This window comes from Paenarthrobacter sp. YIM B13468 (assembly GCF_042788025.1).
Classification (GTDB): domain Bacteria; phylum Actinomycetota; class Actinomycetes; order Actinomycetales; family Micrococcaceae; genus Arthrobacter; species Arthrobacter aromaticivorans.
Window position 1 is genome coordinate 69651 of sequence record NZ_JBHZPI010000023.1, and the last position, 12658, is coordinate 82308.

The following is a 12658-nucleotide window of genomic DNA, read 5'->3' on the forward strand; positions in this document are numbered from 1 at the left end:
TCTATGCAGTGGTCGTGTTGGCTTCGCGGCCTTGCGACACCCAGTTGGGATCGGCAGAACGCGAACCGACGACGGCGTCCGCGGCTTGGTCGAGCACCTCAAGTTGCGCACTTCCCAGTTGCAGGGACAGCGCGCGAAGGTTCTCGTCGATGCGGTGCGTTTTGCGCGTACCGGGGATGGGGACCACCGGCAGCCCAAGGCGCTTGCCTTGGGCGAACAGCCAAGCCAGTGCTACCTGGGCAGGAGTTGCACCCAGGTCATCGGCTACCTCGCGAACCGCGGCCACGACGGCCTGGTTCGCATCGAGGGCCTCGCCATCAAAGCGGGGAATCTTGTGGCGGAAGTCGTTTTCGCCCAGGTCGCTCGCGCTAATGGTTCCCGTGAGGAACCCTCGGCCGAGCGGCGAATAAGGCACAAAGCCGACACCGAGTTCCTTCGCTGCAGGAACAACGTTTTGCTCAACATCCCTGCTCCAGATTGACCATTCACTTTGGACCGCGGCAATGGGATGGACGGCGTTGGCCTGCCGAAGCTCCTCGGCTGTCACCTCAGACAGTCCCAGGTGCCGAACCTTGCCCTCTCGGACCAGCTCCGCCATGGCCTCCACGGTTTCCACTATCGGAACGCGGAGGTCACGGCGGTGCAGGTAGTAGAGGTCAATCACGTCAGTGTCCAGGCGGCGGAGGCTGGCTTCTGCCGCCTGCCTGACGTAGGGCGCATCGCCGCGAACTCCCGTGTAGCCGTTCGCGGCGTTGCCCTCTATTCCGAATTTTGTTGCCAGCTGGATCTCGTCACGCCGGCCTTTCAGGAGCTGCCCCACCAACTCCTCGTTGCTTCCGGCGCCGTAAACATCTGCGGTGTCGATGAAAGTGATTCCCGCATCCACCGCATGCCTAAGGGTTTGCAGGGCTTCAGCGGGGTCGATTCCCCCATAGACCGGTGTCAGGGCCATGCCGCCAAAGCCAAGGGGGCTTACAGTAAGGCCATCGCCGAGTTGAACTGCAGTCATGAACTTCTCCCATGCGTGTTGGTATTCGAAGTGCCCTTTGGTGGCGTGAACTCCGCCGCGGGCTTTGGTATTCCTGCTGGTTCTTCGGGTGTGGCCGACGCTCCTTCCCAGTTGGTCCGGATAGCACCCGGCACGCCTGCATGCCCGCCCCTGTGATTTCGGGGTTTCTGCCGCTGGACGAGGGGTGCCGGGGGAGGCAACTGGGAAGGAGCGTGGAGGAGTGCCGTCTACTCAGCGGGCGCCTGGGGGTTGTCGGACGGCAGCGCCTTCAAACCTGCAGCGCAACCCACGATTCCGGCGATGAAGAGCAGCTTCAACGGACTCGCGGGTTCGACGCCGCTGAGCATGGCCCAGCCAACAGTGAGCGCCGCGCCGATTCCAACCCATACCGCGTATGCAGTGCCCAAGGGGATTCGTTTCACGGCGATCCCGAGTCCGAGCATGCTCAATGCTGCTGTCACCGCGAATACCAATGTGGGAATCAACTGGGTGAAGCCGTTGGAGAGTCCCAGAGCAGTGGCCCACACGGCTTCGAGGACGGCTGAAGCAAGGAGAACCAGCCAGAAGACGCCGTTCTTCGCAGAGTTCTGGGTCGTGGTGGTTGTTGCGGCCATGGCTACGCCACCACCTTCAGGCCAACCACGCACGCGCCGATACCTGCGAGCAGCAGCAACCGGGCCGTCGTCGCGCGTTCCACCTTGGTGACCATGGCGTAAGCCGACGTCAGGACGACGCCGACACCCACCCACACCGCATACGCCGTACCCGTGGGAATGGATTGCATGGCGATCGCGAGTCCGGCGGTGCTGGCGACGACGCTGACCAGGAAAATAACGGTGGGGACTGGCTTGCGGAAGCCCTTTGATCGGTGAAGTGCAGCGGCCCAAACGGCCTCAAGGGCTCCGGAGAGAATGAGAATTAACCACGACATGACAGATCCTTTGGCCAGTCTTGTCGCGTGCCGGGTACTGAACCGTCGTCCGGAGGCTCCAGAACGGAACCTTCATTTCAGGCTAGCAACTCCTGCAGACCGTGGCCACTTTGGGTGGCGAAAGTCACCAGTCTTAGGCGTTTGGGGAGTCCACTTTGTCGATGGAGATCACGGCAACAAAACCCCTGCCCGAGATCTCGGGGCTCCGCGTATCCGAGCCCACCACGGCGTCGTAGCGGTTCAGCTCCACCGGCTCGGCTGCGCTGGCAGCTTGGCTCGCGCCGTCGGACTCGTCCTCCAGATCTGCCCCAGGCGAAACCGTCGCCTTGCCTTCCAGAAGGATGGCCAACTGTCCCTCGAAAACGGGGTGTGCGCGCTTCTTGGAGATCTCGACGATGGACGTGTACCCCTTGAACGCGCTGGCGCGAACGATGACGTTGAGGTCGCGGATATCCCCCGTGGGTAGCGTGGCTGACGACGCTGCCTCTCCCGAGAAACGGAACGGACGATACTTCTCGAGCGGGTGCTCTTCGCCGTCGATGGTCAGGAGCAGCAGCTCACCGTCAATGATGGTGATGACCCGTTCCATGCCGGGAAAATTGGAGAAGTCCCCGGCCTTGGAGACATCGGCGATGCTGACGCGCCAATCCCAGGCGCCGTCCTGGGCCGAGGCGACTTTCGGGTGGCTGGCGAGTTCGCGCGTCACCCCGCCTCCGTTACGCCACGGTTCGGGGTGGATGTCGGCAAAGCGGATGATCTCCATCCGACCAGCCTAGTGGTGGACACAGCTTCTGCGTTGTCATTGCGGCTTGCTAACGTCATATGTGGAAAACGTTTGTGAATACGGCTGGAGGCACGGAATGTTCGTCAAAGTGTGCGGCTTGAGCACGCCGGAATCCGTGCGCTCCGCCGTCGACGCCGGCGCGGATGCGGTCGGCTTCGTGCTGACTTCGAGCCCACGTGAAGTCAGTCCTGACCAGGTGCGTATCCTGCTGCCGCTGGTGCCCGCACATGTTAATGCTGTGGCTGTTTTCCGGCATGAGCCTGCCTCCGACGCCGTTTCTGTTGCGCGCGCCGCAGGACTCACCTGGGTTCAGCTGCACGGCACCCGGACTGCCGAGGACGTCAAAACAGTGCACGACGCCGGGATGCGGCTCATCCGGGCCGTCACCATGGGTGCCGCGCCGGACCAGTTCAGCGATCTGGGCGAGGATCTGCTCTTGATCGATGCAGCCGTGCCGGGTTCGGGAGAGTCCTGGGACTACGGGTCAGTGCGTGCGAAGGGACTTGGCGGCCGGGAGTGGTTGCTCGCAGGCGGACTCGAACCCGGCAACGTTGCGTTCGCTGCGGCTGCCGCGGATGCCTGGGGCGTGGACGTTTCCTCAGGTGTGGAGGCGTCCCGGGGAGTAAAGGACCTGGCGAAAATCCGCGCGTTCGTGGAAGCCGCAAAGGCCTGACATTCTCTCACGTCCTGCCGCTTTTGGCGCGTTCCTCTCTCACGTCCTGCAGCCGGAAACCCTGGATGGGTTCATGATGTGAGAGAAGGTTGGGCAATTCGGGTGATGATGTGAGAGAGCATCCGACTTGGCACTGGCAGCCTGGACTCGCTGACGGCAACACGATTCACTGGAACACGCCACTGGACTTTACACACGTAACCAAACACGGAACCAAACACGGAACCAAGCCAACGGACCACACGGAACCAGGAGCCACGCAATGAGCACGGAACAGCACACCCTGACCATGATCCGCGAGTTCGACGCCCCGCGTGAGCGGATCTTCGACGCCTGGATGGACCCCGATCAGCTGACCAAGTGGTTCGGACCCGTGGAAGTGGATGCGCCACGCGACAAGATCATCGTGGAGCCCCGCGTGGGCGGAATCTGGCAAGTGGTCATGACATGGACGGACGACGAGGGGGAGCAGGAAGCACCCATCGAAGCTGTCATCACGGAGCTGGACGCTCCTGCCCTGTTGGTGGCAAGAGCAAAGGCTGCTCCCGACGCAGACCATGAGTACGAGGAAATGCACCTCGAATTCGAAGACCTCAATGGACGCACCCGGATGCATCTCACCCAGGGCCCCTTCGCATCGGAAGAATGGGTGGAAATGACACGGGACGGCTGGGGAACCTCGTTCGACAAGCTGGACGCGTTGTTGGACTAAATCGCTCTTGATACGTCATCAAAGTCAGGGCCGATTCAGGGCAGACCCCTAGGCTTAATGTCGGTCCGGCAAGGGAGAATGGAGACTATGAAAACGCTGCTCAACATCATTTGGCTGGTCTTCGGTGGTTTCTGGTTGGCATTGGGCTATTTCGCAGCAGGCATTATCTGTTGTGTGCTCATTGTGACCATTCCTTGGGGCATCGCCTCGTTCCGGATCGGCGCTTATTGCTTGTGGCCGTTTGGCCGGATGGTGGTGGAGAAGCCCGGCGGAACGGGTGTCTTCGCACTTCTGGGCAACGTGATTTGGTTGCTCGTGGCGGGTATCTGGATAGCGATCGGCCACGTGGTCACTGCTTTCGCCATGGCCATCACCATCATCGGTATTCCGCTGGCAATCGCCAACCTGAAGCTGATCCCGGTGTCGCTGATGCCTCTCGGCAAGCAGATCGTGCCGACCAACCAGCCGTTCGTCAGCACCTATCGCTGAGGTGATCCGCTCCATTTAGACGACTCGCAGCCCGGCAGACGATTCCTACCGTCTGGCCTGCAGCGAGTCGTCTAACCGGTGGCACGAACGCCCTGAAAAGCCCCATCCGTCAGCAAGGCGACCATCGTGCTGCCATCCAACTCGGCGGCGATTGCCACGTCCTCAACGAAGCCCCCATCGATCAGTTCCCGCCCGCTGGAGCAGCCGCGCAGCACCGAGGCCAGCTTGGGCTCGGCGGCGTCGAAGGCCGCGGCCGCAGATCCGGCTTCCGGCGAGAAATTGCCGCGCCCCGATCCTGCTAGTCCGGCGATGAAGGCTCCTGCTCCGAGCTCGTCCTCCAAAGCTGGCCGCAACGAACCGTTGGTCCACTTCTCACCTGCGGCGATGACAGCAATTACGGCGTCATCCGGCAGGTTCGCATGGACCCAGTCGGCGGTCCCCGCGGCGTTGCGTAGGCACACAGCCACTACTTGCCGGGCCGAGTCGGCGAGCTCATGGCTGAGCGTCGAGCCGTTGGGCGAGGGCAGGACCACCCGCTCAAGATGCGGCGCATGACGCAAACTCGCTGGAGACAAACTCAACCCCTCCCCGCCACGCGGCCCGGCCAAGGCAGCGTGATGATGAGCGGCGAACTCACTCGCGGCAGCATCCCTCATCGGGTAGGGAAAAACGGCAGCCCCACGATCCACGGCGACGCTCACGCACGTCGTGAACGATAGAACGTCAACCACCACCGCAAGGTCCGCACGAGGCACTATGGCGCGGGCGCCGTCGAGACCCCATTCAAACCGGACCGAGTACGGCAACTGCCGCTGGGGCGCTCCGGCTTCGCTCATGCGAGTTCGGCCGTGAGGTTGCGGCGGGCCGCATCGAGCCAAAGCGCCTTGGCCCGTTCGCCATGGAAGAGCGGGTCAAGTGACAGCAGATGACGCACGACGGCGGCACGCCCCTTGGCGAAGTCGTCGTCACTGACGTGAACGTAGTCTTCCCGGACGGCGGCCAGGTAACGGGCGTAAGACTGTTCGTCGCCCCCGAGGACGGAGAGATCAGCGTCGCAGAGGAGGGCTCCGGCATGGTCGTCGGGTTTGGGATTATGTTCGGATGTGAGCCGAACCAGTCGGGCTACCTCGGCGACGTCTTCCGGGGCAAGCCGCGCAGCAGTCAGCCGGTCCTCGGCAAGGAGTGCGGACTCTTCCTCGTCCTGCCCTGCGACGCCTTCATAGACGGCGTCGTGGAACCAGGCCGCGAGTGTGACTGTACGGGCAGGGAGGGCCGGCTCCGTCAAAATGTCCAGGGCTTCGAGGACGGCGAGCAAATGGGTCCGGCTGTGGTACTTACGGCTGGCGTCCCCCCACCTTTCCAGGAGCTCCAGGCCGAGTTCCTCGTGTCCCGGGTAGGTACTGTTCCAGCGCTCCATCAAGGGAACGGTGAGGGCTTTGCTGCGTTCGCGCGCTGGAATGCGAAGGCCGCTCGCGATGAGTTTCCGCACCAGCACCCTTGCCTCCACGGGAATGGCGCCAGCCGCGATGAGGTCGTTGTAGCGACGTTCAGGAACGTCGTAGTGGTCGCCGTCGAACGCCCTTTCGGGAACTCCGGCCGCCGCGGCGAAAGCGTGGAGCTCGTCCAAGGACTTGTCCGATACCAGATGCGAAAACACTGTGCCGTGGGCGGGCCAAAGGGGCGGATCGACATATACGGCCATGGCCAAAGTGTAAGCCAAACGATCCTTCCCAGTTACCGGTCATCGGAGCGGCTACCGCCGAGCGTCCGCCCCGGAAACACAGGCTTCACTGCCGGTGTGGTTCACAGCAACTGGGAAGGAGCGTAGGAGTTCCTTGGCAACAGGGTACGGCTATGGCTCAGTCCCGGATAGAGCACGACGGCGGCAGGCACCGCGCGCACGCCGCGAGCTTGCAAGTTGGCCAGCTATCCCATCATGGCTGCAGCCCTGGCCGAGGCCTCACGACGGATCTGCTGAACTGCGGCCACCTCGCTATCCAGCTCTTGCATCCGGGTGGTCAAGTATTTGTCCAACACCGTGTTGAGCTTGGCATCGAAGCCTGTGCTCTCCCGGCATGTCGCGTCGGTAACGGCAATCTTGAGTTCTTTCTGTCCACCTGCCTCGAGCCCGGCCGAAACTGCTTCACCCGGTGCGCTGTATGGGAATGCGGTACTGGACATGCAGTCTCTCCAGCCGTTCACGGCAGCTTGGATGCCTGGGTCCTCCGCGGCGGCCTGGGTTGCTACCAGGACAGAGTTGTACGCCAGGCCTGTTGCCCGCATGTAGTCGTTGGCATTGGCGTAGATGGCCGTGATGCCCTCCCCTGTGCAACCCCCGGCAAGCATGCCCGTTCCACTTGAGGACTGAACCATGTTTTGTTCCTGGGGTTCGCCGCCATGCAGTGCCTTCTGGAAGCCAGGATCCGCGAATAGCTTGCCCAAATCGGAATCCGGGGCAGGCTCACCCGGTCCGGTCGGCTTGATCACCGAGTACCCGGAGGCCCTGGCGTCCTCAACTGTGAGGGTGTTGAAGCCAATGGCGTTTTTCAGATCGACCTTTTCCTGCCCTGCAGAGGCAGGCGTGTAGTCGTAGCCCGCCTTTGCCATGCACCGCCGGACGGCTTCCGCCAGCCCTTTCTCGGCCATGGCGTCGGCTGAGGCAAACTGCTCCGCAGTCCAGGTGATCCCTGAGACTGGACGCTCTGCAGCCTTGGTAAGTATGGACGAGACTCCCGGAGTTGCGGCGGCTGCGAGCGTTGCCGCTGCACCGGCTGCAAGAATCAGTGCCCCCACGGTTTTCTTTTTCACTGTTTCTCCTTGGTACGGGTAATGATCGATTTTTGGCAAAGCTGTAGCAGGACTCTGGCTGACGCCGGGACGTGAATCCGGTTGAATTAGCCGAGCAAGCTGTTTTCGTAGGCGAACGCGACGAGTTGGATCCGGTTCTTGAGCTTGAGCTTGGAGAGGATGCTGCCGACGTGGGACTTCACCGTCGCGTCGCTGAGCACCAGTGATGTGGCAATTTCTCCGTTGGCGAGTCCTTTCGCCGCCAACATGAAGACGTCGCGTTCCCGGACGGACAGGGGCTCAAGGACTGTTAAGTTTGCCCGCGACGGCGTGGTGTAGTCGCGCAGGAGTTCGTTGGTTGCAGCTGGCGCCATCACAGCGTGGCCCGCATGCACTGTCCGGATTGTTGCCAGCAGGAACTCGGGCGTCGCGTCTTTGGTGAGGAATCCGCCAGCTCCTGCCTGGATGGCTCGAACCACGGCTTCATCGTGCTGATTGGTGGTGAGCACTATGACTTTCGTTCGCCCGGTCTCTTCTGTGATGCTTCGGGTCGCACTGATCCCGTCCATGACCGGCATGCGGATGTCCATGAGCATCACATCAGGCTCCACCTGCGCCGCTAGTTTAACGGCCTGCTTACCGTCCGTGGCTTCTCCCACCACTTCGAGGTCGGGCTGGCTGCGGAGGATCATCTTCAGCCCTGCACTGAACAACGGCTGATCGTCCACCAAGGCCACACGGATCTTGTTCCCATTCACGGTAGGATTGCCTCCACTTCGAAGAGTTGGCCTTCGGTGACCGTTGTCAGTTTGCCGCCGGCCGCCGTCGCGCGTTCCCGCATCCCGGGCAGGCCCCTGCCGGTTCCCGACGCCGGAACTGAAGTGCCGTCGACTACCAGCCTTGAGCGGATCCTTAGACGCAATCCACTTGCCTCGCGCTCGGCCGTGACGGTAGCGCCCGCTGAGCGGTCACCGTGTTTGAACGCATTCGTCAGGCTCTCCTGGATGATTCTGTAAACAGTGAGGTTCTCCACGGGTGAGAGTCCTTCCAACCCGGCAGTGTGGATTTCCACCGGCATCCCGCTGTCTTTGAGCCGGTCCACGAGTGCGTGGAGATCCGCGGCACCCGGAGCTGGTTCCTCGAGTTCGGAACCGTAGCTTTGGACCAGTCGCCGGGTTTCCTGCAGCGCGGTCCTTGCCGCCGACGCGATGATGCCGGCCGCTTCTTCCACCGATTCCGGTTCCGTCCTGTGCGCGTACCGGATGCCTTCGGCCTGTGCGGTGATGACGGCCAGGGAGTGGGCCAGGACATCATGTAATTCCCGGGCGATCCTGTTGCGCTCCTGTTCGATGGCAAGGGCCACGGCGGTTGACTCCAGACGCAATTCGGCGCGTTCCTTGGCCTGCCGATTGGTGGCTGCCTGCCGTGCCGCCGCCGCCGCTGCCCAGCCGGCCAGGTTGAGCGCGGAGAAGGAGGCGAAGACGAGGAAAGCGTAGACCGCGATGCGCAGCGTGCCTGCCTCCGCCAGCTGCTTCCCGAACACGAAGTTGATCCATGTGGTGTCTGCGAACCAGTTCACTGTAATCAAAGCCGATGCGGCCAAGGCGGCAAGCGGCACGGGCCACCGCTGCGGCTCCCGCCAGGCGAGTGTTGCGAAGAAGAAGAGGAGGGGCAGGGCGACGTAGGGCGTGGCCCCCGAGAACATGACCGAGGGGAAGGCTCCCATCGCCTGAAGCCCCAAGGCCCCAAAGGCGAAGATAATTGCCGGGACGGGGACGAGTTCGGCTGCTGCCACTGCCGCCGTCAGGGCGATCAACATCGCACTGGCAGGGTTGAAGCCGCGCTCCTCAAGAATCATCAGCGCCACCAGCATGGCAGCGGCCGCACCTGGAGCCGCTGCGGGGCGGAGGGACTGACTTCTCGTGAGCATGTCTCCAACCCTAGGGTGCCGGCTGCACGCGCTGGTGCAGTTTTGGCCAGGTTCAACCGTGCGGGGGAGCAAGTTCGTCCGATGTGCTGACATGAGTATTTTACGACGGCGACCCTCACCGGGAGCTGCTCAGTGAATCCATGGCGGTCCAGCCTGCGACCCAACTGTCATATTGCGTTTTACGGAGGAATCACCCACGAAAATCCGCATCTGCGGAACTAGAATCATTCCATGCCGCAAATACGGATTTCCGAAGCAGCCCGTTTTCTTGGTGTCAGCGACGATACTGTGAGGCGCTGGATCGAGAACGGTACTCTCACCGCCCGGAAGGATGCTGCAGGCCGGCTCGCTGTGGACGGGCTGGAACTTGCCAAGGTTGCCCGCGATCAGGCCCATCTTCCGGACGATCCCACACGCACTGGCAGTTCGGCCCGGAACCGCTTCGTCGGGCTGGTCACGGGTATCACCGCGGACAAGGTCATGGCCCAGGTCGAACTCCAATGCGGGCCCTTCCGAGTGGTGTCGCTCATGAGCAGCGAAGCCGTGCGCGAGCTGGGCCTGGAACTTGGGTCAGTGGCTACGGCGGTTGTGAAGGCCACTACTGTCATCATCGAAACGCCGCAGGGAAAGAGCATCGTATGAAGCTCACACGCACCACAAGCGCCCTCTTTGCCGCGGTAGCCGCAGTAGTCCTGGCGGCAGGCCTTGCCGGCTGTGCTTCCAACACCACAGGCCCAGCGGCAACCGGGAATCAACCCGGTGGAACGATCACAATCTTCGCTGCGGCGTCCCTCAAAGCAACGTTCACCCAACTGGCCCAGGACTTCGAAGCCAAAAACCCTGGCACAACAGTGAACCTCAGCTTCGCCGGTTCCTCAGACTTGGCCACGCAGATCACCCAGGGCGCCCCGGCTGATGTGTTTGCCTCCGCTGACAACAAGAACATGACGAAACTGGCCGACGCGAAGCTCCTGGATGGCACAGCCCAAAACTTCGCCACGAACGTACTGGAGATCGCCGTCCCGCCCAGCAGCCCGGCGTCGATCTCTTCCTTCGCGGACCTGTCCAAACCAGGCGTCAAAGTTGTGGTCTGCGCCAGCCAGGTTCCTTGCGGTGCGGCCACGGAGACCATAGAGAAGGCCTCGGGGACCACCCTGGCCCCCGTCAGCGAAGAGTCGTCAGTCAGCGACGTGCTCGGCAAGGTGGTCTCGCAGGAAGCGGACGCCGGACTGGTTTATGTCACGGACATCAAGGGTGCCGGGAGCAAGGTCAAGGGCATCCCATTCCCGGAGTCCGCCAAGGCCGTCAACACCTACCCGATAGCCACAGTGGGCAGTAGCAAGAACAAGGAGCTCGCCCGCGCCTTCATTGCCATGGTCGCCGGAAGCGAAGGCCAGAAGGTCCTCAGCGACGCTGGCTTCGGCCCATCATAGGGATGTCAATGAGAAATCCCGCCTCCGGCTACCAGGGCATCCCGCGGTGGATCTACGTGATCGCCACTGTGGGCGGATTGTTGGTGGTACTGCCCCTGCTCGCGATGCTGGTGCGCGTGAACTGGTCCCAGTTCCTTCCGCTCATCACCTCCCAGTCGTCCCTCGATGCGTTGGGCCTAAGCCTGAGGACGTCAGCAGCAAGCACCCTGTTGTGCATCGTGCTAGGTGTGCCGTTGGCCCTCGTCCTGGCCCGCGGGGAGTTTCCCGGGCAGAGGCTGTTGCGCTCCTTGGTGCTGTTGCCGCTCGTGCTGCCGCCCGTCGTCGGAGGTATTGCGTTGCTCTACACATTCGGGCGGCAAGGCTTGCTGGGGAAGTCGCTCGAAATGGCCGGAATTCAGATCGCGTTTTCCACTACCGCCGTGGTGCTTGCACAAGCATTCGTGGCGTTGCCCTTCCTGGTAGTGAGCCTCGAAGGCGCCCTGCGGACCGCCGGAAGCAAGTACGAGGCCGTGGCGGCGACCCTGGGGGCCCGGCCAACCACGGTGCTGCGCCGCGTCACACTTCCCTTGGTGCTGCCGGGGATCGCGTCGGGCGCCGTTTTGTCCTTCGCGCGCAGCCTCGGCGAGTTTGGCGCTACCCTGACCTTCGCCGGCAGCTTGCAAGGCGTCACGCGCACCCTCCCCTTGGAGATTTACCTTCAGCGCGAAACTGACGCCGACGCCGCCGTCGCCCTGTCTCTGGTTTTGGTGGCGGTTGCCGCGGCAGTAGTTGGCCTCAGCTATGGTCGGCGCCCCAGCGCTGGTGGAAGCGCCCGTCCGGACGTCCAGCCATGACGTTTGAACTGGAAGCGAGCCTTCGATCCCGCAACTTCGACATGTCGATCAAACTTTCCGACGGCGAAACGCTAGCCATTCTCGGTCCCAACGGCGCCGGAAAATCAACGCTTCTTGGCGTGATTTCGGGTCTGCTGCGGCCGGATTCGGGACGTGCACAAATTGGCGGCAGGCAGCTTTTTGACCTCGACGGCGGCAACCACCGGTGGAGTGCCCCGCACCTGCGCGGCACTGCGCTGCTCGCCCAGGAGGCGTTGCTGTTTCCGCACCTGAGCGTGCTGGAAAATGTCGCCTTTGGGCCGCGCAGCAAGGGCGCATCGAAGGCTGCGGCCGGCGAAACCGCGCGGCTGTGGCTGACAGAGGTGGAAGCCATTCACCTCGAATCCCGTAAGCCGGCAGAGCTGTCTGGTGGTCAAGCGCAACGCGTGGCCGTAGCCCGCGCGCTCGCCGCCGAGCCCGAGTTGCTGCTCCTCGATGAGCCAATGTCAGCCTTGGATATCCACGCGGCGCCGCTGCTGCGCCGCGTCCTCAAACGGGTCCTGGCCGGACGCAACGCCATCATCGTCACGCACGACGTCCTGGACGCCTACATGCTCGCCGATCGCGTCGTCGTCGTAGAGAACGGGCGCATTTCCGAGGAGGGCCCAACCCGCCAAGTTCTCGAACGCCCTCGAAGCCACTTTGCAGCCGGACTTGCGGGGCTCAACCTCGTCAGCGGAATGATCACAGAGCAGGGAATCACGACGCCGGATGGCCGGCTTTTCGCCGGACAACACGATCCCGAGTGGTCACCTGCTCCCGGCCAGGAAGGCGTGGCGGCCTTTCCGCCGTCGGCCGTTTCCGTTTTCCTTGGCGACGTCCACGGAAGCCCGCGCAACTCGTTTCCCGTAACCATCAGGGATCTGGAGCCGCACGGCGACCAGATCCGCGTCAGGGCGGCCGGTTCGGGTACGGGGGAGCGCGGCACGTTGTCAGCCGATATCACTCCTGCGGCCTCTGCCGATCTCGGTCTGGTGCCCGGCATGAACGTGCGGTTCGTCGTGAAGTCCGCGCTGGTTTCGATCTATCCTGCCTAGG

Annotated in this window: 16 protein-coding genes and 1 riboswitch; of the genes, 7 read left to right on the forward strand and 9 right to left on the reverse strand. The window is 62.8% G+C overall.

What is annotated here, in order from left to right; genetic code table 11:
* Position 1: 1 nt before the first annotated feature.
* From ACFX4T_RS19980 to ACFX4T_RS19995, 4 genes are all read right to left on the reverse strand, one after another.
* The gene (locus ACFX4T_RS19980; RefSeq protein WP_377653609.1) at positions 2–1009 is read right to left on the reverse strand and encodes an aldo/keto reductase; all 1008 of its coding nucleotides are present in this window, start codon (positions 1007–1009) and stop codon (positions 2–4) included.
* 227 nt (positions 1010–1236) lie between these two features.
* Complete coding sequence (locus ACFX4T_RS19985) at positions 1237–1623, reverse strand: multidrug efflux SMR transporter (RefSeq protein ID WP_223946988.1); 387 nt, start codon at positions 1621–1623, stop codon at positions 1237–1239.
* A gap of 2 nt (positions 1624–1625) precedes the next feature.
* Positions 1626–1940: a multidrug efflux SMR transporter gene (locus tag ACFX4T_RS19990; RefSeq protein WP_216927523.1), complete on the reverse strand. Its 315-nt coding sequence runs from the start codon at positions 1938–1940 to the stop codon at positions 1626–1628.
* Positions 1941–1949: 9 nt separating this feature from the next.
* Positions 1950–2015, reverse strand: a riboswitch (guanidine-III (ykkC-III) riboswitch).
* A 58-nt stretch (positions 2016–2073) separates the two neighbouring features.
* Positions 2074–2703, reverse strand: a complete 630-nt coding sequence (locus ACFX4T_RS19995) for a HutD family protein (RefSeq protein ID WP_377653612.1) — start codon at positions 2701–2703, stop codon at positions 2074–2076.
* Positions 2704–2800: 97 nt separating this feature from the next.
* On the opposite strand from ACFX4T_RS19995, the gene ACFX4T_RS20000 reads away from it, so the two are divergent.
* The 3 genes from ACFX4T_RS20000 to ACFX4T_RS20010 all read left to right on the forward strand — a co-directional run bounded on the left by ACFX4T_RS20000 (position 2801) and on the right by ACFX4T_RS20010 (position 4598).
* Entirely contained in the window at positions 2801–3397 is a 597-nt protein-coding gene (locus tag ACFX4T_RS20000) for a phosphoribosylanthranilate isomerase (RefSeq protein WP_223946986.1), read from the forward strand.
* A 262-nt stretch (positions 3398–3659) separates the two neighbouring features.
* Positions 3660–4109, forward strand: a complete 450-nt coding sequence (locus ACFX4T_RS20005) for an SRPBCC domain-containing protein (protein WP_377653614.1) — start codon at positions 3660–3662, stop codon at positions 4107–4109.
* 87 nt (positions 4110–4196) lie between these two features.
* Positions 4197–4598, forward strand: coding sequence for a YccF domain-containing protein (locus tag ACFX4T_RS20010; RefSeq protein WP_216926600.1), 402 nt, complete (start codon positions 4197–4199; stop codon positions 4596–4598).
* Positions 4599–4669: 71 nt separating this feature from the next.
* Here the strand turns inward: ACFX4T_RS20010 and ACFX4T_RS20015 are convergent, their stop codons facing one another.
* From ACFX4T_RS20015 to ACFX4T_RS20035, 5 genes are all read right to left on the reverse strand, one after another.
* Entirely contained in the window at positions 4670–5434 is a 765-nt protein-coding gene (locus ACFX4T_RS20015; RefSeq protein ID WP_377653616.1) for a 2-phosphosulfolactate phosphatase, read from the reverse strand.
* A complete protein-coding gene (locus ACFX4T_RS20020) occupies positions 5431–6300 on the reverse strand; it encodes a DUF4031 domain-containing protein (protein ID WP_377653618.1) in 870 nt (289 codons plus the stop codon). The genes ACFX4T_RS20015 and ACFX4T_RS20020 overlap by 4 nt, the downstream gene beginning before the upstream one ends.
* Positions 6301–6524: 224 nt before the next feature.
* Positions 6525–7406, reverse strand: coding sequence for a hypothetical protein (locus tag ACFX4T_RS20025; RefSeq protein ID WP_377653620.1), 882 nt, complete (start codon positions 7404–7406; stop codon positions 6525–6527).
* An 86-nt stretch (positions 7407–7492) separates the two neighbouring features.
* Complete coding sequence (locus tag ACFX4T_RS20030; RefSeq protein WP_377653622.1) at positions 7493–8143, reverse strand: response regulator; 651 nt, start codon at positions 8141–8143, stop codon at positions 7493–7495.
* On the reverse strand, positions 8140–9315 hold the full coding sequence (locus ACFX4T_RS20035) for a sensor histidine kinase (protein WP_377653624.1): 1176 nt from the start codon (positions 9313–9315) through the stop codon (positions 8140–8142). The genes ACFX4T_RS20030 and ACFX4T_RS20035 overlap by 4 nt, the downstream gene beginning before the upstream one ends.
* Positions 9316–9546: 231 nt before the next feature.
* On the opposite strand from ACFX4T_RS20035, the gene ACFX4T_RS20040 reads away from it, so the two are divergent.
* From ACFX4T_RS20040 to ACFX4T_RS20055, 4 genes are read left to right on the forward strand one after another with little or no spacing between them, the layout of a single operon-like run.
* Entirely contained in the window at positions 9547–9957 is a 411-nt protein-coding gene (locus ACFX4T_RS20040) for a molybdopterin-binding protein (protein ID WP_377653626.1), read from the forward strand.
* The gene (gene modA, locus ACFX4T_RS20045; protein WP_377653628.1) at positions 9954–10748 is read left to right on the forward strand and encodes a molybdate ABC transporter substrate-binding protein; all 795 of its coding nucleotides are present in this window, start codon (positions 9954–9956) and stop codon (positions 10746–10748) included. Before ACFX4T_RS20040 ends, modA begins: the two co-directional genes overlap by 4 nt.
* A gap of 8 nt (positions 10749–10756) precedes the next feature.
* Positions 10757–11581 (forward strand): ABC transporter permease, encoded by an 825-nt coding sequence (locus ACFX4T_RS20050; protein WP_377653630.1) that lies wholly within the window; start codon positions 10757–10759, stop codon positions 11579–11581.
* Positions 11578–12657: a sulfate/molybdate ABC transporter ATP-binding protein gene (locus tag ACFX4T_RS20055; protein WP_216926591.1), complete on the forward strand. Its 1080-nt coding sequence runs from the start codon at positions 11578–11580 to the stop codon at positions 12655–12657. The genes ACFX4T_RS20050 and ACFX4T_RS20055 overlap by 4 nt, the downstream gene beginning before the upstream one ends.
* Position 12658 lies beyond the last annotated feature (1 nt).

Coding starts and splice junctions, on each gene's coding strand:
- ACFX4T_RS19980 (WP_377653609.1), bottom strand. CDS start 1,009: ATGACTGCAGTTCAACTCGGCGATGGCCTTACTGTAAGCCCCCTTGGC.
- ACFX4T_RS19985 (WP_223946988.1), bottom strand. CDS start 1,623: ATGGCCGCAACAACCACCACGACCCAGAACTCTGCGAAGAACGGCGTC.
- ACFX4T_RS19990 (WP_216927523.1), bottom strand. CDS start 1,940: ATGTCGTGGTTAATTCTCATTCTCTCCGGAGCCCTTGAGGCCGTTTGG.
- ACFX4T_RS19995 (WP_377653612.1), bottom strand. CDS start 2,703: ATGGAGATCATCCGCTTTGCCGACATCCACCCCGAACCGTGGCGTAAC.
- ACFX4T_RS20000 (WP_223946986.1), top strand. CDS start 2,801: ATGTTCGTCAAAGTGTGCGGCTTGAGCACGCCGGAATCCGTGCGCTCC.
- ACFX4T_RS20005 (WP_377653614.1), top strand. CDS start 3,660: ATGAGCACGGAACAGCACACCCTGACCATGATCCGCGAGTTCGACGCC.
- ACFX4T_RS20010 (WP_216926600.1), top strand. CDS start 4,197: ATGAAAACGCTGCTCAACATCATTTGGCTGGTCTTCGGTGGTTTCTGG.
- ACFX4T_RS20015 (WP_377653616.1), bottom strand. CDS start 5,434: ATGAGCGAAGCCGGAGCGCCCCAGCGGCAGTTGCCGTACTCGGTCCGG.
- ACFX4T_RS20020 (WP_377653618.1), bottom strand. CDS start 6,300: ATGGCCGTATATGTCGATCCGCCCCTTTGGCCCGCCCACGGCACAGTG.
- ACFX4T_RS20035 (WP_377653624.1), bottom strand. CDS start 9,315: ATGCTCACGAGAAGTCAGTCCCTCCGCCCCGCAGCGGCTCCAGGTGCG.
- ACFX4T_RS20040 (WP_377653626.1), top strand. CDS start 9,547: ATGCCGCAAATACGGATTTCCGAAGCAGCCCGTTTTCTTGGTGTCAGC.
- modA (WP_377653628.1), top strand. CDS start 9,954: ATGAAGCTCACACGCACCACAAGCGCCCTCTTTGCCGCGGTAGCCGCA.
- ACFX4T_RS20050 (WP_377653630.1), top strand. CDS start 10,757: ATGAGAAATCCCGCCTCCGGCTACCAGGGCATCCCGCGGTGGATCTAC.
- ACFX4T_RS20055 (WP_216926591.1), top strand. CDS start 11,578: ATGACGTTTGAACTGGAAGCGAGCCTTCGATCCCGCAACTTCGACATG.